23 protein-coding genes are annotated in these 24260 nt (G+C 65.7%); 11 read left to right on the forward strand and 12 right to left on the reverse strand.

Going from position 1 to position 24260, the window contains the following annotated elements; translation table 11 throughout:
* Nucleotides 1–405 precede the first annotated feature (405 nt).
* The 6 genes from tyrS to AB0L63_RS22200 form a co-directional block, all read right to left on the reverse strand.
* The gene (tyrS, locus tag AB0L63_RS22175; protein ID WP_364503969.1) at nt 406–1695 is read right to left on the reverse strand and encodes a tyrosine--tRNA ligase; all 1290 of its coding nucleotides are present in this window, start codon (nt 1693–1695) and stop codon (nt 406–408) included.
* A 145-nt stretch (nt 1696–1840) separates the two neighbouring features.
* The gene (locus AB0L63_RS22180; protein ID WP_364503972.1) at nt 1841–2269 is read right to left on the reverse strand and encodes a DoxX family protein; all 429 of its coding nucleotides are present in this window, start codon (nt 2267–2269) and stop codon (nt 1841–1843) included.
* A 107-nt stretch (nt 2270–2376) separates the two neighbouring features.
* Nucleotides 2377–2988, reverse strand: coding sequence for a DNA-3-methyladenine glycosylase (locus AB0L63_RS22185; protein ID WP_364503975.1), 612 nt, complete (start codon nt 2986–2988; stop codon nt 2377–2379).
* Nucleotides 2989–3010: 22 nt separating this feature from the next.
* Nucleotides 3011–3409 (reverse strand): hypothetical protein, encoded by a 399-nt coding sequence (locus AB0L63_RS22190; protein WP_364503978.1) that lies wholly within the window; start codon nt 3407–3409, stop codon nt 3011–3013.
* Between the two features lie 75 nt (nt 3410–3484).
* Entirely contained in the window at nt 3485–4375 is an 891-nt protein-coding gene (locus AB0L63_RS22195) for an RNA polymerase sigma-70 factor (protein WP_364503981.1), read from the reverse strand.
* 114 nt (nt 4376–4489) lie between these two features.
* Entirely contained in the window at nt 4490–5713 is a 1224-nt protein-coding gene (locus AB0L63_RS22200; RefSeq protein ID WP_364503984.1) for an FAD-dependent oxidoreductase, read from the reverse strand.
* Nucleotides 5714–5893: 180 nt separating this feature from the next.
* Here AB0L63_RS22200 and AB0L63_RS22205 point away from each other — a divergent pair, with 180 nt between their 5' ends.
* The 4 genes from AB0L63_RS22205 to AB0L63_RS22220 all read left to right on the forward strand — a co-directional run bounded on the left by AB0L63_RS22205 (nt 5894) and on the right by AB0L63_RS22220 (nt 9655).
* Entirely contained in the window at nt 5894–7411 is a 1518-nt protein-coding gene (locus AB0L63_RS22205) for a multicopper oxidase domain-containing protein (protein WP_364503987.1), read from the forward strand.
* 77 nt (nt 7412–7488) lie between these two features.
* Entirely contained in the window at nt 7489–8220 is a 732-nt protein-coding gene (locus tag AB0L63_RS22210; RefSeq protein ID WP_364503990.1) for an ABC transporter ATP-binding protein, read from the forward strand.
* Nucleotides 8217–9008 (forward strand): ABC transporter permease, encoded by a 792-nt coding sequence (locus AB0L63_RS22215; RefSeq protein WP_364503993.1) that lies wholly within the window; start codon nt 8217–8219, stop codon nt 9006–9008. Before AB0L63_RS22210 ends, AB0L63_RS22215 begins: the two co-directional genes overlap by 4 nt.
* Nucleotides 9005–9655: a TetR family transcriptional regulator gene (locus AB0L63_RS22220; RefSeq protein WP_364503996.1), complete on the forward strand. Its 651-nt coding sequence runs from the start codon at nt 9005–9007 to the stop codon at nt 9653–9655. Before AB0L63_RS22215 ends, AB0L63_RS22220 begins: the two co-directional genes overlap by 4 nt.
* Before the next feature lie 45 nt (nt 9656–9700).
* On the opposite strand, the gene AB0L63_RS22225 is transcribed toward AB0L63_RS22220, so the two are convergent.
* From AB0L63_RS22225 to AB0L63_RS22235, 3 genes are all read right to left on the reverse strand, one after another.
* Entirely contained in the window at nt 9701–9934 is a 234-nt protein-coding gene (locus tag AB0L63_RS22225; protein ID WP_364503999.1) for a Trm112 family protein, read from the reverse strand.
* A gap of 21 nt (nt 9935–9955) precedes the next feature.
* Nucleotides 9956–10423, reverse strand: coding sequence for a GtrA family protein (locus AB0L63_RS22230; RefSeq protein WP_364504415.1), 468 nt, complete (start codon nt 10421–10423; stop codon nt 9956–9958).
* Nucleotides 10424–10521: 98 nt separating this feature from the next.
* Nucleotides 10522–12744 carry a hypothetical protein gene (locus AB0L63_RS22235; RefSeq protein WP_364504418.1) on the reverse strand — a complete coding sequence of 741 codons (2223 nt, stop codon included), beginning with the start codon at nt 12742–12744 and terminating at the stop codon, nt 10522–10524.
* A gap of 228 nt (nt 12745–12972) precedes the next feature.
* On the opposite strand from AB0L63_RS22235, the gene AB0L63_RS22240 reads away from it, so the two are divergent.
* Both AB0L63_RS22240 and rffA read left to right on the forward strand, forming a co-directional pair.
* Nucleotides 12973–14097 carry a glycosyltransferase gene (locus AB0L63_RS22240; protein WP_364504002.1) on the forward strand — a complete coding sequence of 375 codons (1125 nt, stop codon included), beginning with the start codon at nt 12973–12975 and terminating at the stop codon, nt 14095–14097.
* A complete protein-coding gene (rffA, locus tag AB0L63_RS22245; RefSeq protein ID WP_364504005.1) occupies nt 14094–15233 on the forward strand; it encodes a dTDP-4-amino-4,6-dideoxygalactose transaminase in 1140 nt (379 codons plus the stop codon). The genes AB0L63_RS22240 and rffA overlap by 4 nt, the downstream gene beginning before the upstream one ends.
* On the opposite strand, the gene AB0L63_RS22250 is transcribed toward rffA, so the two are convergent.
* Together AB0L63_RS22250 and AB0L63_RS22255 are read right to left on the reverse strand one after the other, a co-directional pair.
* Nucleotides 15221–15523, reverse strand: a complete 303-nt coding sequence (locus AB0L63_RS22250; RefSeq protein ID WP_364504008.1) for a hypothetical protein — start codon at nt 15521–15523, stop codon at nt 15221–15223. The genes rffA and AB0L63_RS22250 overlap by 13 nt on opposite strands.
* Before the next feature lie 83 nt (nt 15524–15606).
* Complete coding sequence (locus tag AB0L63_RS22255; RefSeq protein ID WP_364504011.1) at nt 15607–18675, reverse strand: AMP-binding protein; 3069 nt, start codon at nt 18673–18675, stop codon at nt 15607–15609.
* Between the two features lie 169 nt (nt 18676–18844).
* On the opposite strand from AB0L63_RS22255, the gene AB0L63_RS22260 reads away from it, so the two are divergent.
* From AB0L63_RS22260 to ilvA, 5 genes are all read left to right on the forward strand, one after another.
* Nucleotides 18845–19024, forward strand: coding sequence for a hypothetical protein (locus AB0L63_RS22260; protein WP_364504014.1), 180 nt, complete (start codon nt 18845–18847; stop codon nt 19022–19024).
* Nucleotides 19025–19169: 145 nt separating this feature from the next.
* Nucleotides 19170–19763 (forward strand): isopentenyl-diphosphate Delta-isomerase, encoded by a 594-nt coding sequence (idi, locus tag AB0L63_RS22265; protein WP_364504017.1) that lies wholly within the window; start codon nt 19170–19172, stop codon nt 19761–19763.
* A 323-nt stretch (nt 19764–20086) separates the two neighbouring features.
* Nucleotides 20087–20431 (forward strand): hypothetical protein, encoded by a 345-nt coding sequence (locus tag AB0L63_RS22270; RefSeq protein WP_364504020.1) that lies wholly within the window; start codon nt 20087–20089, stop codon nt 20429–20431.
* A gap of 234 nt (nt 20432–20665) precedes the next feature.
* A complete protein-coding gene (locus AB0L63_RS22275) occupies nt 20666–21835 on the forward strand; it encodes a serine hydrolase domain-containing protein (protein ID WP_364504023.1) in 1170 nt (389 codons plus the stop codon).
* Nucleotides 21836–21946: 111 nt separating this feature from the next.
* Nucleotides 21947–23167 carry a threonine ammonia-lyase gene (gene ilvA, locus AB0L63_RS22280; RefSeq protein ID WP_364504027.1) on the forward strand — a complete coding sequence of 407 codons (1221 nt, stop codon included), beginning with the start codon at nt 21947–21949 and terminating at the stop codon, nt 23165–23167.
* Between the two features lie 78 nt (nt 23168–23245).
* On the opposite strand, the gene AB0L63_RS22285 is transcribed toward ilvA, so the two are convergent.
* A complete protein-coding gene (locus AB0L63_RS22285; protein WP_364504030.1) occupies nt 23246–24220 on the reverse strand; it encodes an ABC transporter substrate-binding protein in 975 nt (324 codons plus the stop codon).
* Nucleotides 24221–24260: the final 40 nt, after the last annotated feature.

The raw sequence follows: 24260 nt of genomic DNA on the forward strand, positions 1-24260 counted from the left end.
CCAACACACGGGGGTATGAGAGGCCGGAACCAAAAAACATTTGGCACTGACATTCATCGACACACTATTGAGTTCTCAAAGAACACACGCACACAACTTGACCCCAGATTCTCTCAGGGGGCTTGTTGAGGCAACTGTTCTAGTTTAGCCAGGCGACCGGGCAGAGTCAAGTCCGCTCGTTCGATCCGGCAATACTGATCGTCAGGCGCTCCTCGTCCTACCTCGTTTCCCAGGCCGTTCGGCTCCGGGTCGGTGTCCGTGTCGCTCTGACTTGGATAAAGTTACGCGGCGGGGAACGTCGAGTCAAATCCGCACTACACACATGTGATTTCGCAGGTCAGAGGCCATCCGGCACCCCAGAAAACGGGCTCGGGTCACCTGAATGTGACCCGAGCCACGCAATCTTTATGCGCCCGCCCGCAGAACACCCGCGAAGTTCCGCTTGCCGCGGCGCAGCACCAACCACCGTCCATGCAGGTAGTCGGCATCGGCGGGCGTCCATTCCAGATCCGAGATCCGCTCGTTGTTCACCGACGCTCCGCCTTCGTTCACCGCGCGGCGTGCGGCACCGCGGCTCTCCGACAGTCCGGCGGCGACCAGCAGATCGACGATCGTGCTCGATTCACCCACACCGACCTCGGCGACCGTGCCATCGACCGCGGCTTCGCGCAGGGCTGCCGCGAGCGTCTGTTCATCGAGTTCGCGCAGATCCGCACGGCCGAACAAGGCTTGACTTGCCAACTGCACGGCCCGGGTATTCGCCTCGCCGTGCACCAGATTCGTCATTTCCTCGGCCAGCTTGCGCTGGGCTTCCCGTGCGTGCGGACGCTCGGCGGTGGCCGACTCCAGCTCGGCCAACTCCTCGCGGGACAGGAAGGTGAACCAGCGCAGGTACCGAACGACATCGGCGTCGGCGGTATTCACGAAGTACTGGTACCAGGCGTACGGGCTGGTCATTTCCGGATCGAGCCACAGGCTGCCGCCGCCGGTCGACTTGCCGAATTTCTTGCCGTCGGCCGAGGTGACGAGCGGTACGGTCAACGCGTGCACCGAAGCACCGTCGACGCGCCGGTTCAGCTCGACACCCGCGATGATGTTGCCCCACTGATCCGAACCACCGACCTGCAGTGTGCAGCCGTAGTTACGGCGCAGCTGCAGGTAGTCATTGGCCTGCAGCAGCATGTAGCTGAATTCGGTGTAGGAGATGCCCTCGCCGTTCAGGCGGCGCTTGATGGTGTCGCGGGCCAGCATGACGTTGACCGAGAAATGCTTGCCGATATCGCGTAGGAAGTCGACGGTCGACAGCTGGCCGGTCCAGTCCATGTTGTTGGCGATGATGGCGCCGGTGGGTGAGTCGTCGAGGTCGACGAAGCGCTCGAGCTGCGAGCGGATCCGGACCGACCATTCGGCGACGGTATCGGTCGAATTCATGGTGCGCTCGCCCACGTCGCGCGGGTCGCCGATGAGCCCGGTGGCTCCGCCGGCCAGCACGATCGGCCGATGGCCCGCGCGCTGGAACCGCTTCAGCGCCAGCAGCGGGACCAGATGGCCGGCGTGCAAGCTGGCCGCGGTGGGATCGAAACCGGCATAGAGGGTCAGCGGCCCGGCGGCTGCCGCCGCGCGCAGGTCGTCCAGGTCGGTGGACTGCGCGATCAGTCCGCGCCAGGTCAGTTCGTCGATGATGTCGCCGCTCACGCTGTCCCATCTTTCCGCACCGGTCCCCGCGACCAGCATGCCCCTCAATATCGCGACGCGCCGCCACGCAGGGCGAACCATTTTCGGTAAACGCGACGACGATCGGCAGACCGCGGTCTGCCGATCGTGTGCGTTATGCAGATGTTCAGCGAGCCAGCAGCTCCCGCACCGCGGTGATGCTGTCGCGCCGCTGCCAAGCGATCCAAACGAACACCACGGCGAGCACCAGTGGGAAGGGCGCGAGCGCGGGCGCGCCGAGCAGGAAGATCTGGGTCAGCGCGGCGCAGACCGTGGTGATGGCCAGGCCGACGGCAGCGGGCCCGGTCAGGCGCGGCACCAGCAGGCCGATGGCGCCGGCGAGTTCGACCACTCCGGTGAAGTAGCGGAACCACTGGCCCCAACCGATCGTGTCGAAGGATTCGACTGCGGCATCCGCGCCGAGCAGCTTCGGGGCGCCGGAGGCGATGATGAAAAACAGCGCGAGCACGATCTGCACGGTCCAGAGCGCGATATTCGTCTTCTTGCCGGGGCGGCGGACGGCGCTGAACGGGGCGGTGGCGGCGATAGCGGTCATCTGTCTTTCCTTCGGGTCGGTCGCGCCGGGTGAAGCGCGTTCAACAGATAGGACGGACGCCGCCGCGAAAACTCATCGCTGGTCCCGAAAATTCTTGTCGGCTGGAGTTATACCGCCTCGATCGGGGCGCGCGGGCTGCGCCGGTAAACCGAGACAGCCGGCGATGCGAGCCAGAATCGCCACGGCACATCCGCCGCACTGCTGACCCCGACGCGCGGTCCGCTGGAAATCTCGGTGGGGTCGATCGCGCCGTTCAGCTGCAACTGGATCGGCGAGGCCGGATCGAACAGCGGCGTTCCGTAGTCGCTCAGCGTGATTCCGAGCGCGCTGCCGAGATTCCCAGGGCCCCTTGCCAAATCGGCATCAGTGCGGACTGCTGACCGCCGTTCCCTTGCCGTCGCCAACCCGGCGATCACCTCGCCCGACCGGATGAGTACGGCACTCGCCGTACCGTCCGGACCGCTGGTCACGTTCACGCACATATGCGTGCCGTAGCTGAGGTAGATGTAGAGCACTCCGGCGGGCCCGAACATCACCGCATTGCGCTTGGTCCGCCCGCGTCCGGAATGCGATGCCGGATCCGGCCACGGTCCGGCGGGATCGCCGCCATAGGCCTCGACCTCGACGATTCGAACGCCCACCGGTCCGGACCACAGCGTCGAGCCGAGCAATCGGCAAGCCGCGGCGGGCGGTTCGACCGCGAGTTCGTCATTACGCACAATTCACCATTGTTCCCGAAAGTCAGACGTAGCGACTGTGCTGGTCCGAGTGCAGCGTGACCAGGTCGCCGGTGATCACCGCGGCATAGTCGACCGCGACCAGCACCGCCAGCTGTGCCCAGGCGACCCACGCGATACCGATCGGGATGGTCGCGGCCACTGCCGCAGCGGCGAGCAGTCGCGACCACGGGCGTGGCAGACCGGGGGCGAGCCGGAAACAGAATTTGGCCGAAGAGATACCGTGCGACACCACCGGACAGCGCGGAAGCAACGGCGAAGGGGCGGCGTGCGCGATGGCCGCATTGCTGCCCGCCGCCGCGACGGTGATGCCGATCAGCAGCGGGGTAGAGCGCGTAGCCGTAGGCGAGCACCGCGGGACGTGAGCGTTCCCGATCCGGGACCGCCGCAAGTGCTTGCGCACCGCGGTCCTCATCGATCCCGAAGTTACCTGTCCGCTGTCCATGTTCGGTTCCGCGGTCTGGCTGGTCACGGGTGGTTACCCGAGCACGTCGGTCCCCATATAGAGCCCCTCGAGTTTGCTCGGGTTCACCTGGAAGCGCAGGTTGTGGATCTGGCCATCGATGATGTCGTAGGTGAACGTCGCCACCGGATTTCCATCGATGCGCGCCAGCGCACCGAGTTCCCCATTGATATGCGCGGGCTCGAGGACGATGCCCGCGACCGACGGTTTGACCAGTACACCGAGAACCCAGCGGGCCACATGATCCGGTCCGTACAGCGGACGGCGGGCCGCGGTGACCACGCCGCCACCATCGGACCACGAGGTGACATCGGGAGCGAGCAGATCCATCAGCGCATTGAGATCGCCACCGGCGCAGGCAGCCATGAACTGTTCGGTGATGTGGGCGCGCTCGGCCTTATCGGTATCGAAGCGCGGACGGCGGGACTGCACATGAGCGCGGGCTCGATGCGCGATCTGTCGCACGGTGGCCTCGGGCTTGTCGAGGGTGTCGGCGATTTCGCGGTGGCTGTAGCCGAAGACTTCGCGCAGCAGGAAGACCGCGCGCTCCACCGGACTCAAGGTCTCCAGGACCACCAGCATCGCGGTGGAGACGGTGTCGGCCAACTCGATCTCCTCGGCGAAATTCGGTGAGGTCAACAGGGGTTCGGGCAGCCAAGGGCCGATATAGGTTTCGCGCTTGGCCTTGGCTGAGGTGAGCCGGTTCAACGACAGATTGGTGACCGTTCGCACCAGATAGGACTTGGGATGCTGGACTGTCGACTGATCGGTTTCATTCCATTTCAGCCAGGTGTCCTGGAGCATGTCCTCGGCATCGGTGACGGTGCCCAGCATCCGGTAGGCGGTGGCAAAGAGCAGCCGCCGATGTTCGATGAATGGGTCCTGCGCGGGCGTAGCGTCGACCATGCTCATCCGCCTCCCCGAATATTCAGGCGATACAAGTCAGGTGTGCACCTACGTTGCGAAAGCGAATCTACCGCCCGCCGATGGTTTTCTCGGCAAGCGGCAGATTTTGTGCGCTCATGCGGTAACACGCGTAGCCTTGCCGCCCTTGGACAGCTGGACCGAAACCGTCATCTTGTTGCTGAGCTCCAAGATCGGCACCGGGCTGCTGCTCACGCCCTCCTTGTACAGCACGGCGGCGCGTCCGGTCAGGTAGAGCCGGCCCGGCGTGTCGTTGGCCTTGGTGAACTGGATAACCGCATCCTTGCGGCCCAGGCTGACCGGCTGGTGGACGTAGCCGAACCGGAACGGCTTGACGGTCTTGCCCTTCAGCCGCCGCGCGATGGTGTCGGCGGTGTAGGCAGCGGTCGGCATGCCGGACTGGCAGGTGCCGTGGATCTGGCCCCAAGCCTGGCGCACCGCGGCGGCATCGCCGATGGCGTGGATGTTCGGATGCGAAACCGACCGCAAGGTCGAATCGACCGCGATGAGCCCGCGCGCATCGGTTTCGATGCCCGACTGCGCGGCCAGTGGCGAGACGCGGACGCCGGTGGTCCACAGGGTCAGATCGGCCGAAACCAGTTCGCCGTCGGCGAGTTCGACCGCATCCGGCAGCACTTTGGTGACCGCCTGGCCGACCTCGCGGGCGACGCCGAGCCGATCGAGCGCCTTGTTCAGGTAGGCACGGGCCTTATCGCCCATCATCGCGCCCGGTTCGGTGCTGCTGATCAGCGTGACGCGCACGCCCGGATAGCTCTCGGCGATTTCAGCCGCCGCCTCGATACCGGTCAGACCGGCGCCGCAGACCGCGACGGTGCCGGCATCGGCCGCGACCACCGCGAGGTGTTCGGAGAAACGGTGCGCGGTGCGCGGATCGTTCAGAGTCCAGGCGTGATCGGCGGCGCCGGGCACCATGCTGGTGTCGGTGCCGCTGCCGAGCGCGTAGATCAGCTCGTCGTAGTGCAGTGTGCCGGTGCCGTCGACGTAGACCCGCTGCGCCTCGGGATCGATGGAAGTCGCCCAGCCCTGGATGAATTCGACGCCCGAACCAGCCAGGATCTCCGGGATGCGGTTATCGGCCAACTCCTGTCCCGTGGCGATCTGGTGCATGCGTAGCCGCTCGGTGAAGCGGGCCGACGGGTTGACGAGGGTGATCTCGACATCGAGTTTGCGGGTCCGCCGGGCCAGCCGGATGGCGGCCAACATGCCGGTGTAGCCCGCGCCGAGTACGATGATCCGATGCGCGGTCGGCCCACCACAGCCACCACTGCTCATCGAATCGCTACGCGATGCTGTACTCATGATTGCTCCCATGGTCGGTGTCACCCGGGCTGGGTTGTTGGTTGGTGACGACCATCCGACAAAGCACCGCCATCGGACGTGACAGCCGCACGATGTGACGTGAGGCACACACCGGATCAGGGGTGAAATGGGGACGCTCCCGGATGTGGTCGTGACCCGGTCATCCCTACCGTCTGAGGCATGTCTTCGGTTTCCCGGCCACGGTGGTTACGGCGGCTGCTGTTGATTGTCGCGGCAGTCGCGACGGTGTTGCTGCTATCGGTTGGCGGATGCGTCACATGGGTGTATCGCAGTGCGGCCGTATCCACAGTCGGCAGTGGCGAATTCGATAACGAGCTCGCGATTCCGCCGCTGGCGCAGTCCCGGGTGCGAGCGGACGGCACGCGCGTCTTCGATCTCGAAATGCGGTCGGGGCAAAGCGAATTCCGGGCCGGGCAGGCGACACAGACCTGGGGATTCAACGGGGACTATCTCGGACCGACGCTGCGGGCGCGACGTGGGGAAAAGGTAGAAGTCGAAGTCCGGAACAAGCTTTCGGAACAGTCGACCGTGCACTGGCACGGAATGCATCTACCCGCGGCGATGGACGGCGGGCCACACCAGATGGTGCAGGCCGGTAGCACCTGGACACCGCATTGGACCGTGGACCAGCCGGCCGCCACGCTCTGGTACCACCCGCATCCGCACGGCGCGACCGAACAACATGTCCGGCGTGGGCTCGCGGGGCTGTTCCTCGTCGATGACGAAGTGTCCGAAAGACTTTCACTGCCGAAGAACTATGGCGTCGACGATCTGCCGGTCATCGTCCAGGATGTGAAATTCCGTGGTAATCAGCTCGATTCGTCGCACGGCATCTTCCGTGACGTCGGGTTCCTCGGCGACCGGACCATGGTGAACGGAACCCTCACGCCGTATCGGAATGTCGGCGACGAGCTGGTGCGATTGCGGTTGCTCAACGCTTCGACCGCGCGGGTCTACACCTTCGGCTTCGCCGACGATCGCCGCTTCGCCCTGGTCGGCACCGACGGCGGACTGCTGGCCCATCCGGTCGCGCTGGATCGGGTGCAGTTGTCGCCGGGCGAACGCGCCGAGATCGTGGTTCGCGTGCGCCCCGGCGAACGCACCGTGCTGCGCAGCACGAAACTCGATGCGGGACTGGACTTCTGGACGCAGCGATTCGCGGGCGGTGACGACAGCTTCGACATCCTCGAACTGCGGGCAGCAGCGACGTTGCGGCCATCGCCGGAATTGCCTGCGGCACTGGCACATTCGTCCACGCCGGATGGCTCCGATTCGGTGCGCGAACGGAGCTTCGAACTGAATCTGAGTGGCATAAACGGCAGTCCGATGGCGATGGATCGGATAGATATGACGGTCACCCGGGGCACCGCCGAAACCTGGGTGGTACACAACAACGACGGCATGCCGCACAACTTCCACATTCACGATGTGCAGTTCCGCGTCCTCGAACTGAACGGCGCACCACCGGCCGATGCGCTGACCGGACCGAAGGACACCATATTCCTGCCGCCGAATACCACCGCGAAGCTCGCCATGCGGTTCGACGGACCGGCCGATCCGAACTCGCCGTACATGTATCACTGCCACCTGCTCTGGCATGAGGACCTGGGCATGATGGGCCAGTTTGTCGTCGTCGAGCCCGGTCAGTCGGCGGGAACACCGGCACATCACCACTGAGGGGTCTTGCCCAGAGGACCGGAGCACACTAAATTCATCACATAGTGAATTCAACACTCGATGAATTGAGGCGTCCCATGACGGACCTGCGCTCATCCCACGCCGTCGAGGTTCGCAACCTCACCGTGCGTCGCGGCGGCCGCGAAGTCCTACACAACATCTCGGTGACCATCCCGCGCGGATCCCTTACCGGACTGCTCGGACCGTCGGGATGCGGCAAGACCACCCTCATGCGCAGCATCGTCGGCACCCAGATCGTGGCGTCCGGCGAGATCTCCGCGCTTGGATTGCCCGCGGGCTCGCCGGAATTGCGGCATCGAATCGGCTACGTGACCCAGGCACCGAGCATCTACCGCGATATCAGCGTGCGCGAGAACGTCGCCTACTACGCCGCGCTCTACGGCCGCGATCGCGACGACACCGATGAGGCCATCGCCGCGGTCGGCCTGTTGGATCAGGCGCATCAGCGCGGCGATGAACTCTCGGGCGGCCAGGAGACCCGCGCCTCGCTGGCCTGCGCCTTGGTCGCACAGCCGGAGGTGCTGATTCTGGACGAGCCGACGGTCGGCCTGGATCCGGTACTGCGGGTCGACTTGTGGAAGAAGTTCCACGAATTGGCCGCGAACGGAACGACACTGCTGATCTCCAGCCATGTGATGGACGAGGCCGAGCACTGCGACAAATTGCTCCTGCTGCGCGAGGGCGACCTACTCGCCCAACTCAGCCCGGACGAACTGCGCACCGAGACCGGTGAGCAGAACCTCGAACAAGCATTCCTCGCGCTGATCACCATGGGACGTGCGGCATGACCACCACCCTCGTACCCCGCCGCCGGACGCCGACACTGCGCCCCTACGCCGCGACGACGGGACGCATCCTGCGTCAGCTGCGCAACGACCACCGCACTGTCGCAATGATTCTCGTGGTTCCCGCAGTCCTGATGGCGCTGCTCTACTTCATCTACAAGGACACCCCGCCCAATCCGTTCAACCCGGTGCCGATCTTCGATCGCGTCGGCATCAGCATGCTCGGCATCCTGCCGTTTATCGTGATGTTCCTGATCACCGCGATCGCCATGCAGCGGGAACGCACCTCCGGCACCTTGGAGCGGCTACTGACCACCCCGCTGTCGAAGCTCGATCTGCTCGCCGGATACGGCACCGCCTTCTCGTTGGCCGCGGCGGCGCAGGCGGCGGTGGCCTGTGTGGTCTCCTTCGGTCTGCTCGGCCTCCATTCAGCGGGCAGTCCGGTCTGGGTGGTGGTGATCGCCATGGTCGACGCGATCTGCGGCGTCGCACTCGGACTCTTGGCAAGTGCCTTCGCGCGCACCGAATTCCAGGCTGTGCAGTTCATGCCGCTGGTGGTCGCACCGCAGATCTTCCTGTGCGGCTTACTTGTTCCGCGCGGGCAGTTGCCCGGCTGGCTGGAGGCGATCAGCAATGTGATGCCGTTGAGCTACGCGGTCGATGCGCTGCAACAGGTTTCGACGAATGCGAACGTCACCGGTCAGATGCTGCGTGACCTGGCGATCGTTGCCGGATTCGCGATCGTCGCGCTCTGCCTGGGCGCGGCCACGCTACGACGGCGGACCGCATGACGACCGAGGACCCGATCGCACAGGACCCGACGACCAACGGCGACCGGGGCATCCGCTCCGGTCGCCGACCGGGTCGATCCGGCGCCCGCGAGGAGATCCTCGCGGCGGCCCGCGCCCGCTTCGCTGAGATCGGATTCGACAAGACCTCGATTCGCGCGGTCGCCGCCGATGCCGGGGTTGATCCTGCGCTGGTCCACCACTACTTCGGGACCAAACAGCAGCTGTTCGCCGCGGTGGTCGAACTGCCGGTCGATCCGGAGGCCACGCTGCGCCGGATCGAGGCGGCGCCGCTGGATCGGCTCGGCGAAACCATCCTCGGCTCGGTGCTCGCGGTGTGGGACTCCCCCGCAGGTCCCGGAGTGGTCGCGGTGGTGCGCAGCATTATCGCGGGCGGCGATACCGCGCTAGCCAGGACGTTTGTCCTGGATGTCGTGCTGGAGCGGGTACGGACGCGGATCGCGAAGCCTGAGGATGACGGCCGCGCCCGGGTCGCGCTGGTGGGTACCCAGATAATCGGCGTGCTGGTCGCGCGCAAAATCCTGGAGATCGAACCGCTGGCCTCGATGCCGATTCCCGAAATCGTCGCGGCCGTCGCCCCGACGCTCCAGCGTTATCTCACGGGTGAAATCGATACTCCCGCACCGTAATTCGCGGTAACGCACGCTATGGTGCGCCACCGAGCGGATGACTGCTCAGGCGTCGGCGTGCTGACCGGTGAACGCGGCGTGCTCGGCGTCGGTGATATCGCGCGCCTCGTCGATCAGCAGCACCGGAATGCCGTTTTCGATCGGGTAGGCGCGGCGCAGGCGCGGGTTGTAGAGCACGGCGGCGCCCTTGTCGTCACGGACCAACAGCAACGGACCCTTGTCCTGCGGGCAGGCGAGCAGGCTCAACAATGTGGCGTCCAAGGCGGTTTCTTCCGGCATGATGGATAACTTACCCGGCGCCTAGAGCCGTTGCGCACCCGAACCGGACCGCGGCTGTGTCACCGGTTCCCGCCGGAACGAGATGTAGCGATGGCCGAAATAGCTGGCGACCGCGACCACTCCCATCACCACGACCGCCGACGGCTTGCTCGGCAGATGCAGCACCGAGACGGCCAGCGACAGCAGCGCCATATTCATCAGCAGCCCACCGGAATTCACCCCGACGAACCGGATGAAATCGCGCACCAGGTGGCCCCGCACCCGGAATACCAATGTCCGGTGCAGGACGAAGGCGATCACGATGCTGATGGCGTAGGCCAGCACCACCGCGACCGCGGGCGGCACGCTCGCGCCGAGGATCGCCAACCACATGACGGTCAAGCCCATGCCCAGCGCGGTATTCACCCCGCCGACCACGGCGAATGCCAACTCCTGGCGCTTGACGATGCGCAGCAGCGGTCCCGGGTTCTCGGACTCTGCGGGCTGCACCGCAGTTGCCGGGGCGCCGGGCGGATCATCGGCGCGTGGCACGACCGACTCCACGCGCGCCGGATCTTCCGCATTCACCGAATCCGCCGGCCCCGCGGTCACCGGACCGCGTCTGCCAGATCGGGTTCGGCCGCCGCCGGTTCCTCCGTCACCGCGTCCCCGGTCCCCACCTCGGCGGGTTCGTCCTCGCGCCGCCTACCGCGCAGATACCGCCACTGCAGCACACCCAATCCGGCCAGTCCGAGCACCGCGGTCGCACCGCCGATCTTCCAGCCCGGCGGACGCCAGCTCAACACCAGGTCGCCGTTCTTCGTCCCGGCCGGAATATCAACGGTCACGAAGAGTTTCGCGACCACTTTGATCGGGATGTCCTTGCCGTTCAAGGTCGCCCGATAGCCCGGCCAGCCAAGTCGTGCGAAGACGATCTGGCCGCCGCTCTCCGAATTCACCCGCACCCGGCTGGTCATATCCGATTCCGAAACCGAAGTGGCGGTCACGCCGTTGGTATCGGCGACTCGGCCGTTCTGCGTGGACAACAGCCCGTTCTCGCGCTCGAGCACCGAAATGTAGCGTTCGTGGCCCGGGTAGTCGACCCACTCCCAGCCGGGCGGCGCGGGTTGGTTGCGCGCGTCCGGATACAGCGCGCGCTGCAGCACCACCCGGTCGACCTTCATCAGGTCGACAATGGTCCGGCCGGTGGTCGGTTCGGTCGCGAACGCACGGCGATAGGCATCCGGGCAGACGCTGGTATCCCAGCGCATGCAGAGCATGTCGCCGAACCAGTAGTGCCCGTTCGGGGTGTAGCCGCTGACGTAGGTCAGCTCGAGGTCCTTGGCGTAGTTACCGAAGACGAGCGATCCGTACGCACCCTGCAGCGTGCGCTCGTTGGGCTGGATCAATCCGCGATCGGCGAGTTGCAATGTGGTGCCGGGGAACTTCGGAAACGCGTCCTTCATCTCCGCCCGGTTCTCCGGCAGGTTCCAGCTCATCGGCGTCGGCTGCACCATATTCACCTGCAGGAACGCGATCGGGAACACTGCGACAATCGCGAGCGCGCAGGCCACGCCCGTGCCCCGGTTCCGTCCAAGCCACACTACCGCGGCACCGAGCGCGGCCACGGCGGCCGCCGAGACCAGATGCCAGCCGATGCGGTGCGGATCGGCCGAGAAGGTCCGCGCGAGCAGCAAGCCGATCAGCAGCGCACCGGCGATACCGCGCCGCCGCCAATCCGCGAAGGTGGCATAGCGCCCGAGCAGCACACACACCAGCACCAGCAGGCCGAGCGCCACCATCGGCAGCACCCGGGCGGGCCAGCGCAGCGGGCCGATGGTGCCCGGCCCCGCGGTCCACATCAAGGCCATGATCGCGAAGAGCGCGGGTGCGGTGAGCTCGCGGACGCCATCGCGCGCCTTATGCCAATCGATGAAGGCCAGCGCGGGAATCAGGAACCAGGCGATGTAGACCACCGGCAGCGGTTGGATGTAACCCCACCAGGAGGTGAAGGCGGGCATCGCGGTGGGCAGGCTGGCATTGAGCGATTCCGACCACGGCACGGTCAGGAATTGGTCGTTATTGATCTGGGAGGTGCCGCGCCAGGTCACCTTCGCCGAGAGCATGCTCGGCAGGTAAGTGGCCAGTCCGGCCAGAGCCGCGAACCCGGCCACGGTCAGCAACCGGACCGCGGGTCGCCACGTCTTCTGATAGACGAGTTCGCCGATGACGACCGCGCCGATCATCAGCCCGGCTTCGACAGCCGGGAAGATGTACTGCACCGAAATCGCCAGATACAGAAAGATGAAAGTCGGTATCGGCCCGCTGCGGCCACGCGCGTACCGGACGCCTGAGGCCCAGGCGTGCACCATCCACGCGGTACCGGTGAATGCGGTGAACCAACTGGCCTCGTCGAAGAACAGCAGCCATCCGCTGAACGGAATCGACACGCCCGCCACCGCGGCCCAGGCCGGTTTCGCGCCGTACACCACGCAGATCCGGAACACGCCGAGGCCGAGGATGATCGCGAAGATCAACTTGACCACGGTGGCGTAGAGCGCGAGGTTGTCGACCGAAGGCGCGATCAGATCGATCAGCAGCTGCGGCGGATTGAGCAGACCCGCCTCTTCGATCGTGTAATTGCCCGCCATCCAATGCTCGGGGACCAGCGCGGGGAGATGTCCCTCGCGCAACTGTCGCCCGAGCATCACCCATAACGGGGCGTACTGAGATTCCGTGTCGTCGGTGTAGAAATGCCGGACATTGGCCAGCAGTACCGCAACATATCCCGCGATCACCCCGAGCGCGGTAATGATGCCCCATTTGTACACGTCCCGCGGGGCGCGGACGCTACTTTCCACCACGAGTTCCAGACCCTACAGGGCAACACCGTCCGCTCGCATCGCCCATTGGCCGCGGGCTCGAATCCGACGTCTGGCGAACATGATCAACGGGACGGACGGCGAGTGTCGGACACCGTGTTAGAGTTCACGACGGCTCGGGCTCAGCCACCAGCGACGAGTACCGGCACGCACCGTCATCGAAAGTCGATCTCGCCAATGCCGATTCCCAACGCACGTACGCCCCGGCCGGTTCCGGGGAGGTCGAGCGAACCTCTATACGCCCAGTCCGAGCGCGACCAGCGGCGCTCGGTCTCCGTCGTCGTACCCGTCTATCGAGGCGAGGAGACGATCTCCGCGCTCATCGCCGAACTCGACAAATTCGCCGAGCCGACCACGACCCCCGGTGGCACCACCTTCGTCGTCGACGAGATCATCCTGGTCCACGACAACGGCCCGGACCGCTCCGATGTCGTGATGCAGCAACTCGAGACTGCCTACGGCCAGGTGAGGGCGGTGTGGCTGAGCCGGAACTTCGGCCAGGACGCCGCGACCATCGCCGGGATGGCGGCCGCGCGCGGCGAATGGATCGTCACGATGGACGAGGACGGTCAGCACGATCCCGCCTTCATCGCCGCCTTTCTGGACGCGGCGCTGGCCCAGCGTGCCGATCTGGTCTACTCCAAGCCGACCAATACCCGCCCACACGGCTTCCTGCGCAATCTCACCTCGCGCGGCGCGAAGATCGTGCTCGCCACCGTCTTCGCCTTCCCGGATTCCACGCGATTCGAAAGCTTCCGGCTGATCCGCGGCGCTATCGGCCGTCAGCTCGCCGAGGTCGCGGCCAATGGCGCCTACCTCGATGTGGCACTGACCTGGGTGGTCGGCAATGCGATCTCGGTGCCGGTGGTGCTGCGCGCCGAGGGGCGCGAGGAGTCCGGCTACAACTACCGGCGGCTGTTCTCGCTGTTCTGGAAGATGGTGCTGTGCAGCGGAACTCGCGGCCTGCGACTGGTGAGTCTGCTCGGCGGCACGCTGGCGCTCGTCGGCGGGATCATGGCCGCGGTGATCATCTTCAAGAAGCTGATCGGCGATAACCACGATCCCGAGGGTTGGACCTCGATGATCGTCGTGATGCTGCTCTGCTCGGGGGCGATTCTGTTCTCGCTCGGGCTGATCGCCGAGTATCTCGGTGTGGCCCTGCACATTCTGGTCGGTAAACCGCTCTATCTGACCGTAGACTCCCCCACTCCACGCCCGGCTACCATCGAGGCGCCGGACACGACCCGACGAGTCGACACCGCGGTACCGGCAGCCGCGCGTGAGAAAGGCAATGGGGAGTGAGTACCGAGCGCATTATCTTCAGCAGGCCGTTTCGCACGAGTCGCGAGCTGGCGAACCTCGAGACCGTCCTCGGCTCCGACCACAGTCACGGCGACGGCGCGTTCACCGCATCCGCGACGGCCAAGCTGAAGGACATCACCGGCGCACCGCACGCCCTGCTGACCACTTCGTGCACACACGCCCTGGAATTGGCCGCGCTGCTGCTCGAACTCGGCCCCGACGACGAAGTGATCGTGCCGAGCTTCGCCTTCACCTCGGCGGCGACCTCGATGGCGCTGCGCGGTGCGACGTGTGTCTTCGTCGATATCGATGAAGCGAGCGGCAATATCGACCCGGAATCGGTAGCCGCGGCGATCACCGACCGGACCAAGGCGGTCGTTGTCATGCACTACGGCGGTGTCGCCGCCGATATGGACCAACTGCTCGCGCTCACCGAACAGCACGGCATCGCGCTCATCGAGGACAATGCGCACGGCCTGGGTGGTACCTGGCGCGGTCGCAAACTCGGCACCATCGGCACCCTCGGCACGCAGAGCTTCCACGACACCAAGAATGTGCACTGCGGTGAGGGCGGCGCACTGCTGCTCTCCGACGAAATCCTGATGGGCCGCGCGGAGATCATGCGGGAGAAGGGCACCAACCGGGCCCGGTTCCTGCGCGGTCAGGTCGACAAGTACTCCTGGCAGGACATCGGCTCCAGCTACCTGCCCAGTGAGCTGAACGCGGCCGTACTCGACGCGCAGCTCGACGAGTTCGACGCGATCCAAGAGCAGCGCTTCCGAGTGTGGAACACCTACGCCGCGCAGCTGCCGGAGTGGGCCGAGCGCACCGGCGCGCGCCTGATGGCGGTGCCCGAGGATCGCGAGCACACCGCGCATATGTTCTTCATCCAGCTGCCGACCGAGGCGAGCCGGGATGGGCTGATCCGGCATCTCGCGCAGCAGGGCATCGTCGCGCCGTTCCATTACATCCCGCTGGATTCCAGCCCGGCCGGGTTGAAGTACGGGCGCACGCCGGCGCCCTGCACGCGCAGCGCGCACTTCTCCGCGACAATTCTGCGGCTCCCGCTGTGGCCGATGCTCACGCAGGCGCAGCTAGAGCGCGTGGTCGAGGCCATTTCGGCCTACGACTGCTGACCCTGCTGACGGGCGGCTTCCTCGCGGATCTCGCGGAGTCGGGTCGCCGCATCCTTGGTCGGGCGGGTCGGAATCGCGGGCGGTGTGGTGGTGGGCAGCTGTGGGGCCTGGGGTTTCGCCTCGGTGGCTTTGCCGCGACTGCCGATATAGAGCCGGTACACGCCGTAACCGGCCAACAGCAGGATCGCCAACGGCACCAGGGACAACACCAGACTCTTCACGAATCCGATCAGCATCAGCGCGCCCAGTAGCGCCAATATGCCGACACCCAGCCTGACCTTCCACGACATCTCGAAACCTCCGTTGTGGCCGCGGACCTGGCACCCACGCTACCCCGCCGTTCCGACCGATACCGGGACGGCGGGGCGCGGGTTCATTCGGTGCCGAAGACGCTTCCGGCCTGGTCCTCGGTGAGGATCTCGTAGGCGTCGGATTCCCGGTTGTACCACCAGGTATCGGGTCCCGGCCGCGGCTGGCCCGCCGCCTCTACGGCCCGCGTCGACGGCCGGTAGGAGGAGCTGCGCGGAATCTCATCGACGACGTACACAATGTCGGGCCGCTGGTCCGGATCGAGTGCGCGCATCGTCTCAGTCACATCCTTCGGTTCCAGCCGGAAGCCGTTGCGGACACTGACCGCCGCCACCGCCAGCGCATATTCACCGACGGGCAGTGCGTAAGCGACCTCCATGTCGACCGCGCTGATGTCGTTGAGCACGTCGACGATGGGCTGGGTGAAGACCGGACCACGGTCGGTGTGGATTACCGTATCCGCGCGATCGACCAGCCAGTAGTCGCCGTCGCCGTCGCGGCGGAAGAGATTTTCCGTCGGCATCCACGCATCGCCCGCAGCAAATACGCCGCGGAGCCCGCCGTCGGAGAGGTCGATGCCCTCGGTCGCCTTGCCGATCAGCAGACCGACCTCGTTATCCGCACACCGACGCGCGAAGCCGGACGCGTCGGTCCGGATCTGTTCGGTGATCGGGTCGTACGCGACCAACTCCACCTTGGCGGTGCCGGGCACGGGGCGGCCCTTGCAGCCCACCTTCACACCGGTCACATTGGCCAGCACCACATCGCCCTCGATGGACGCGTAGAACTCCAGCACCCGTGCGGGCGCGAACTGTTCAGTAGTGCGCCGCCACAGGCCCGCGGGCATGCCCGAGCCGATGAACAAGCGGATGGGGTGCCACGCGGGGCTGGCAGTCGGCGAAGCCGACGGGGTGGGCACATACTGCCCGGCCGAGAAGACCTCGGCGTCGAGGATGTCGCGCAGCATGGTCCAGGTATAGGTGACCACCGTGACGCCGTAACGGTGCACCTCCTCGCCGAACCGGGCCGGATCCAGCGACCTGGCCAGTGCGATCCGACTGCCGCCGGCGATCGCACCGCCCAGGCTCACCAGCAGACCGGATGAATGATGCAGCGGCGCAAGGCAGTAGACGGTGTCCTTGCGATCGAGATCGGCCGTGGTCGCGGTGCCGAAAGCGGACAGCGCCCAGCGGTGGTTGGTGATGTACTTGGTCGCCAGCCGGTCGCCGGTACCGGAGACCAGCACGAAGGCCAGTTCCCGAGCCAGCCCCGGATCCGGGCGGAACCAGGCAGGCAGCTGCACCTGCGTGGGATCGATCTGTTCCAGGTCGATCACGTCATCGCTCAACGGAATATCGAGAGTGCGCGCGTTACCGCCGCCGAGCACCAATACCCGAGTGCCGGTAGCCGCTGCCGTGCGCAGATTCTCCGGATCCGAGACCAGTGCCTTGATGCCGGTGAGTTCGATGGCCCGATCCAACTCGCTACCCGGGGCGAGCAATACCGACACCGCGCCGATACGGGATAGCGCGGCGACGGTGGCCAGCGCGCTCGGCCGGGTCTCCATCACCACGCCGACGCGCATGGCCGGGCGGACACCGACGGAGACGAGCCCGCGCACCACATTGTCGATGCGCGCGTCGACGGCGGCGTTGGTGTGCACGCGATCGTCGAAGAGGAACAGATCGCGCAGCGGCGCCCGCCGTGCCTGCTCGGCGACCAGACTGCTCAAGGAGATGCGGGTGTGCGGCTGGATCATGCCGAGTCGGGTCAGCCGGGGCAGTGCGCGTGCGGCCTCACCGGCGAGTTCGATCGAACCGCGCACGGTATTGCCGGCAATACCCTCCAGTGCCTTGCCGACGCCCGCCCCCGCCTCGGCCAGGGTGGCCGCGGTGTGCACGACCCGCGTGGCCGCCGAATTCGGCCGGTTGGTCGCCACATGTTCGGCCATCGGCACGATCTCCGGCGGCAGCGGCTGATCACGGTCCATCCAATCGATCCACTGACGCACCAGCGGCCAGGTGTGCCTGGTCGCCATGCTGCCCGCGACGAGACCGAAATGTCCGGCCACCAGACTGGCTTCGTACACCTCGGCATTGGGTGCGGCCCGGACGATGCCGCGCACCGCGGCGGGCTGGCCGACATCGTCGACCTCGCCGACGAAGGCCAGGATCGGGCATTTCAGCTCGGCCAGCGAAATCGGCTGGTCCCGGATCACGAAGCCACCGAGCATCATCCGGTTGTGCGCGACGAACTGCTTGAGCAGATCCGCCGCCGCCGGACCGGCGTAGCCGACCCAGCCGTCATTACTGAGGAATCGACGCTGACGTTCCTTGGGCAGTAACGCTTCCCGGTCGTGCAGCTGGCGCAGGAAGTCGATGCGCGATTTGGCGGTCTTCACCGGGTCGAGCAGCTGGAAGCCGAGCCGGACCATCGAATCGGTGATCGGCAGCCGGGTGACCACATGGTCGGCCAGGAACTCCGCGACATCGGAGACCATGCCGTACGGCAGTCCGAACGGCATACCCGCGACCACATCCACCGGGCTGCCGAAGGTCACGATGCTCTCGACACCCTTACCGAACCGGTAGGCGGTGGTCTGATAGGCGAACATGCCGCCCTGTGAGTACCCCATCAGGTGCACATTGCTGCCGGTCGCGTCACAGACCGTATCGATCGCGCTGTTGACCGCGAGGACGTGATCGGCCAGATCCCGTTCCCAGCCGCCCTCCTCACTGGCGGGCGAACCGAAATCGACCACCCAGCAGTCGATTCCGCCGCGATGCAGAATGCCGACCGCGCCGTCGTCGGCATTCACATCCCAGATATCGGCATTCACCATCAGCGGCGGTACCAGGACCGCGACCGGGCGGTGTCCATGGCGGCCTTCCCGTGGCCCTCCGTGGTTACGCTCGCTGCCTCCTCCGGGCCTGTCGCTCAGGCCCCGACCCGGCGTCGCGTCGTCGGGGAAGTAATGGCGCAGTCGATACATCCTGCGCCGTTCGACGATCTCGAACGGCGACGACTCGACATCGTGGGTCAACCCGCCGAAGCGGATGACCTCGAGGCCGTTCTGGGCCGTCGCCATCAGCCGCCGCACCGACCCGACCAGACCTTCCACATTGAACTTCACGATCGCTCCTGGCCCTACCCTGCAAAGTGATCCGAATCACACATTCAGATGTGCGCAGACGAGCTTCCCACACCGTGTGTCCATTATGGGTCGGCTACTCGGCCTCGGTCAGCTGGATCGATGCCCACTACGCTGCATGGTCCATCCACGCAGCGAGTATTTCCGGGCCATGGCCGACCACAATCTGGTGCGGGTCGATGTCATCGATCCGACCGATGCCACGATCCCCTACTGGGAGCTGCGCACCCAATCCGAACTGGCGACCGGCGTGGAGAAGCCGTTCCCGAACGCCTACAAGGAGGGCAGCTTCCAATACCTGCTGATCGCCGCCGATAAGGTGGGGCGATGAGCGAGCGCAGCGAGCGAACAATGAACACAGCCGAGCACCTCGCTCATGCCGGAGCCGAGCGTCAGCGAGGCGCAGGCAGGAGCGAGCCATCCATAGGCACAGCACGATCGGTCACAACGGAGCCGAGCACCAGCGAGGCGGAGCTGTGACCGAAACGCTGGCCGAACCCATCACCGACCGCGAAGCCCTGCCCGTCGAACTCGTCGATGCGGCCGGGCACGCGGTCGGTGCGTGCCCGGTAGCCCAAGCGCATACCGCGCCTGGGCTGCTGCACCGCGCGTTCTCGGTGCTGCTGTACGACGATGCAGGCCGGGTGCTGTTGCAGCAGCGTGCCGCGGTGAAGACGCGGTTCCCGCTGCTGTGGGCCAACTCCGCCTGCGGTCATCCCGCACCGGGTGAGCCGGTGGCGGTGGCCGCCGCCGTCCGGTTGGCCGAGGAATTAGGGTTGGCCACCGCGCTGACCGAGGTCGGCATCTTCCAGTATCACGCCGAGGATTCCGCGACCGGTCGAGTGGAGCACGAATGGGATCACGTGCTCATCGGGCGGCTCGATGCCGAGTTCCTACGGACGGCGGCGCCGCGGCCGGATCCTGCGGAGGTCGCCGACTACGCCTGGATCCAACCGGAGGCGCTGCGCGATGCGATCGCCGACAATCCCGGGAACTACACGCCGTGGCTGCTCGGTGTGCTCGATATCGCGGAAGAAGCGGTGCGGGTCGTCCGAAGGTCTTTCCGCTGACCCGGCGATACCGGCGGGCCGAGCCGAGGCAGCCACCGCTCATAGTCGCCGGCGATCCGCGTGTGGCCGTCTCGACCGAGTCCATAGCACGGAGAGGGTCCCACACCTCCTTGCTGCTTTTCCGGTTCAACAGACACGGCTGGTCGTCTTGGGTTGACTCCAGAGCATGCCTTAATGCGCATATCTACGTTTCTGCAAGAAAATTGGCCACACTTGGGACTCCGCACAAAGCCTTCGGGAAATCACAGGAATGGCACAGCGCGTGAACAGGAGCGACTCGGATACTGTTCGCGTACGAGGTTTCGAGTTCAACGAGGTGCACCATGGTCGAGGTCGAAGTCACCGGCGATAAAGTGACCGTTCATGTGCTCGGCGGGCATCGACTACTGGCCCTACGCACGCACGTGACCTTCGATCGGGCCGATATCAAAAAGGTGAGGACCGCCCCGGTCGATCTGCGTCCGCCGTGGCTGCGCGCTCCCGGCACCTTCATTCCTGGCGTGATCGCGGCGGGCACCTACCGCAGTAAGGGGCGAAAAGAGTTCTGGGACACCAGGTTCGACGGCCGAGCAATTCTCATCAACTTGGCTGGTCCCGACTTCACCCGTCTCGTCGTCGATGTCGACGATCCCGATGCGGCCATGACATCCCTGACCGGCGCCGCCTGACAGCTCAGCCAGCGTTTTGGCGCCTCCCGCACCGGGATATGGCTGACGCCGAATAATTCACCGACCTCGCGCAGCGGGATCACGGCGCAGGGCGGCCCCGTCCAGGATCACCCGGTCAGGAAAAGTTCACCGAACCGAACCAACTGGTCTCGTGGTTGGGAATTTCGACACCTGGCTGGGCCGCATCGCCGTCATGCCATGCTGTTGGTTGGCCGAGCAGACAGAGGTATTCCGATGGCACTTACGACAACGCAATCGGCAGATCGTCGCTATGTGCGCCTGGTCGCCGAATTCGACAGGCTGTTCCGCCGCCCGAGCGATGGCGGCGGCGCACTGGTGGTCTACCAGCACGGTGAACCGGTGGTGGATGTGTGGGCCGGATTCGCGCATCCCGGTGTGCCGTGGGCTGCCGATACCGTCGCCATGGCCTATTCCACCGGCAAGGGTGTGGTCTCGACGCTGGCACACCGGTTGGCCGAGCGTGGGCTCTTCGATTACGACGAGCCGGTTGCCACCTACTGGCCGGAATTCGCTGCGGCGGGCAAGCAGCGCATCACGGTGCGCGAGATGCTCACCCACCGGGCGGGTCTGCATCGGTTGCGCGATCTGCTACCCGGTCCGGTAGCGCGCTTCTTCGACGATGCCGAGGTCACCGCCGCACTCGCGGCCTGCTCCCCCGATCCGCGACACGCGGTCACGAGTGGCTATCACGGAATCTCCTTCGGGCATCTGGTCGCCGAGTTGATCCGCCGGGTCTCCGGTTCGGACTTCACCAAGTTGCTACGCACGGAGATCGCGGAACCGCTTGCGGCGGAAGAACTCTGGTTCCGGGTGCCGGAATCCGAGCGCGGGCGCATTGCCACCAACTTTCCTCGGCTCACCGTCGCGGGCATGAGTTGGGAGAACGGTGCGCGGCTCATGGGGCGGACGCGTTTGGCGGCAGCCGCCGAAACCACACCGCGCGGGTTCGCCGATCTGGTTTCCGATCCGCGCCTGCATGATTCGGTGATGCCGGGCGTCAACGGGGTCTTCTCGGCGCGTGCCCTGGCGAAGATGTACAGCGCGCTCGCGACCGATGGCCGGCTCGGGGGCTTCCAGTTGCTCCGACCGGAGACGATCGAGCAGATCACCCAGCGTCAGGTCTTCACTCCCGATTACGTGCTGGCATTCCGCATTCCGTGGGCACTGGGTTACCACGGTGTACCGATGAAGCCGTCCAAGGCCGAACCCGTCTCCGCCTTCGGACATTTCGGCCTCGGCGGCTCGGGGGCATTCGCCGATCCGGCCACCGGGATGTCGCTGGCCTTCGTCACCAATCGGCTCGGCGGGAAGCTGACGCCGTTGGGCGATGCCCGGCTGGCGCGGCTTGGTGCCATTGCCCACAATCTCGCCAAGGCTGGATAGGCGGGCCGGACTCGGTGGGTCGACTCGAGTCGCGGAACCGAGTCAGGAATGATCGGATGATTCCTGACCATGTGGCAGCGCATTCGCGGTGTGGGCTGGCAGCATGGGCGCATGGAGTTGCTGGGACTGGAGCAAATCGAGGCGGCCGCGGCGGCATTGGCGCCGGTGATTCGGCGGACGCCGGTGGTCGCGTCACGGGTGTTATCCGAGCGTGCCGACACCGAGGTGCGACTGAAGTGCGAGAACCTGCAGCGAACCGGCTCGTTCAAACCGCGGGGGGCATACTTTCGGATCGCGAACCTCCCGCCGGAAGACCGGGCGCGCGGCGTGGTGGCGGCCAGTGCGGGCAATCACGCGCAGGGGGTGGCATGGGCCGCGGCTTCCCTCGGGATTCGCTCGACGGTATTCATGCCGGTGGGGGCCTCGCTGCCGAAGTTGGTGGCCACCAAGGCGTATGGCGCCGAGGTATGGCAGGTCGGTGAGACCATCGACGACTCGCTGGATGCCGCAGTGGATTTCGCCGAGCGGACCGGTGCGACGCTGATCCATCCGTTCGATCACGCCGATATCGTCGCTGGGCAGGCCACGGTGGCCCTGGAGATCATCGAGCAGATGCCCGAGGTCGGGACGGTAATCGTGCCGACCGGCGGCGGTGGGCTGCTCGCCGGGGTCGCCATTGCGCTGCACCATGTCGCACCGCAGGTGCGGGTGATCGGGGTGCAGGCGGCGGAGGCGGCCGCATGGCCGGATTCGCTGGCGGCGGGTAAGCCCGTGCGGGTGGCGCGGATGTCGACCATGGCCGACGGTATTGCGGTCGGACTGCCGGGGGAGGTGCCGTTCGCGCACGTCGCGGCGCATGTACCCGCGGTGGTGACGGTGGATGAGGATGCGCTGTCCAAGGCGCTGCTGCTGTGTCTGGAACGGGCGAAGCTGATCATCGAACCCGCCGGTGCCGCTGCGGTGGCGGCCCTGCTGAGTTGCGAGCCAACCGAACTCGGGTTGCAAGGGCCGGTGTGCGCGATCCTGTCCGGTGGAAATATCGATCCGATGATGTTGACCAGGATCATCGGTCATGGCCTCGGTGCGGTGGGGCGCTATCTGGCTGTGCGCGTGACGATTTCGGATCGTCCGGGCGCGTTGAGCGGATTACTCGCGGTGGCCGGGAAGACCGGTTCGAGTGTGGTGGATGTGGTGCACGCGCGGACCAGTGGCCGGCTCGCGGTCGACGAAGTCGAGGTCTCGCTGACGTTGGAGACCCGGGGTCCGTCGCATCGCGATGATGTGCTTGCCGCGCTGGAGAATTCGGGATACGCGGTGCGGGTAGCGGATTAGGAGCCGATGGGTCCGAACGTGTACTTTCGCTCGAATTCAGCGGACACGTGCACACTCCGACCCCGACCTGCCGACCCGTCAGCACTTCCGCTTGTAGAAGTACTTCGAGTTGGCATCCATATCGGCCTGGGTGATGGCTACCATATCGGTCTGGATACTGCGGGTGACCGGCTTACCCTTGAGTGCGGCCGCGGCCTCGTCGACGCCTTTGGCACCGATCCCGGCCGGGTCCTGCGCGATAAGTGCCTGCACGGTACCGGCTTTCAGATCCTCGACCTGTTTCGGACTCGCATCGAAGCCGACCAGTTTGACCTGGCCGAGTTTATTGGCATTGCGCAATCCGGTGGCCGCGCCTTCGGCCGAGCTGAGGTTGGTTGCGAAGATCCCGGCGAGGTCGGGATGGGCGGCCAGGGTCGCGGTGACGATCGAAGCCGCCTGTGCCGCTTCGTTATTGTTGTATTGCACGCCGAGCGAGGTGATCCCCGGATAGGCCTTCACTCCATCTTCGAAGCCCTGCGCACGCGCATCGGTAGTGGAAGTTCCAGCCTTGGTATTGATCACCAGCACCGGTCCCTTGTCGCCGATGAGCTTGGCCAACGTCTGTGCCGCGAGTTCGCCGCCCTTCTTGTTATCGGATGCGATCGACGACAACGCGATCGAGGTGTCATCGAGTGCGGTATCGACCTCGATAATTTTGATTCCGGCATCCTTTGCCTGTTTGATCGGATTCGCCATCGCCTGTGCATGTGTCGGGGCGATCAGAATGCCGCCGGGCTTATTGGCCACCACACCGGTCAACACCGGAGTCTGCGCGCCCGCATCGAATTTGGTGGGCGCCTGGGTTTCCAGCTTGTAGCCGAGTCTGCTCGCCTCGTCCTGCGCGCCGCACTGCATGGAGATGTAGAACGGTTCGTCGGCGACACCGGGTATCAATACCAATTTCTTGGCGTCCGTGCCGCCGAAATTGTTCACCGAGCCACCACATCCCACCACCAACGCGCCGACCGCCGCCATCGCGCCGATCATCACCGCGGTCCACTTCGCCACCCTCATCTGGCTACCTCCGCCTTATTTTCTTATCGCGCAGTGTTGT

Source organism: Nocardia sp. NPDC051990, assembly GCF_040680755.1.
Classification (GTDB): domain Bacteria; phylum Actinomycetota; class Actinomycetes; order Mycobacteriales; family Mycobacteriaceae; genus Nocardia.

Excerpts from the sequence above, each read along its gene's own strand:
- AB0L63_RS22195 (WP_364503981.1), bottom strand. The coding sequence starts at position 4,375 with ATGGTCGACGCTACGCCCGCGCAGGACCCATTCATCGAACATCGGCGG.
- AB0L63_RS22205 (WP_364503987.1), top strand. The coding sequence starts at position 5,894 with ATGTCTTCGGTTTCCCGGCCACGGTGGTTACGGCGGCTGCTGTTGATT.
- AB0L63_RS22250 (WP_364504008.1), bottom strand. The coding sequence starts at position 15,523 with ATGTCGTGGAAGGTCAGGCTGGGTGTCGGCATATTGGCGCTACTGGGC.
- AB0L63_RS22215 (WP_364503993.1), top strand. The coding sequence starts at position 8,217 with ATGACCACCACCCTCGTACCCCGCCGCCGGACGCCGACACTGCGCCCC.
- ilvA (WP_364504027.1), top strand. The coding sequence starts at position 21,947 with ATGGAGTTGCTGGGACTGGAGCAAATCGAGGCGGCCGCGGCGGCATTG.
- AB0L63_RS22210 (WP_364503990.1), top strand. The coding sequence starts at position 7,489 with ATGACGGACCTGCGCTCATCCCACGCCGTCGAGGTTCGCAACCTCACC.
- AB0L63_RS22240 (WP_364504002.1), top strand. The coding sequence starts at position 12,973 with ATGCCGATTCCCAACGCACGTACGCCCCGGCCGGTTCCGGGGAGGTCG.
- AB0L63_RS22275 (WP_364504023.1), top strand. The coding sequence starts at position 20,666 with ATGGCACTTACGACAACGCAATCGGCAGATCGTCGCTATGTGCGCCTG.
- AB0L63_RS22200 (WP_364503984.1), bottom strand. The coding sequence starts at position 5,713 with ATGAGTACAGCATCGCGTAGCGATTCGATGAGCAGTGGTGGCTGTGGT.
- AB0L63_RS22285 (WP_364504030.1), bottom strand. The coding sequence starts at position 24,220 with ATGAGGGTGGCGAAGTGGACCGCGGTGATGATCGGCGCGATGGCGGCG.
- AB0L63_RS22220 (WP_364503996.1), top strand. The coding sequence starts at position 9,005 with ATGACGACCGAGGACCCGATCGCACAGGACCCGACGACCAACGGCGAC.
- AB0L63_RS22180 (WP_364503972.1), bottom strand. The coding sequence starts at position 2,269 with ATGACCGCTATCGCCGCCACCGCCCCGTTCAGCGCCGTCCGCCGCCCC.
- AB0L63_RS22225 (WP_364503999.1), bottom strand. The coding sequence starts at position 9,934 with ATGCCGGAAGAAACCGCCTTGGACGCCACATTGTTGAGCCTGCTCGCC.
- AB0L63_RS22270 (WP_364504020.1), top strand. The coding sequence starts at position 20,087 with ATGGTCGAGGTCGAAGTCACCGGCGATAAAGTGACCGTTCATGTGCTC.
- AB0L63_RS22260 (WP_364504014.1), top strand. The coding sequence starts at position 18,845 with ATGGCCGACCACAATCTGGTGCGGGTCGATGTCATCGATCCGACCGAT.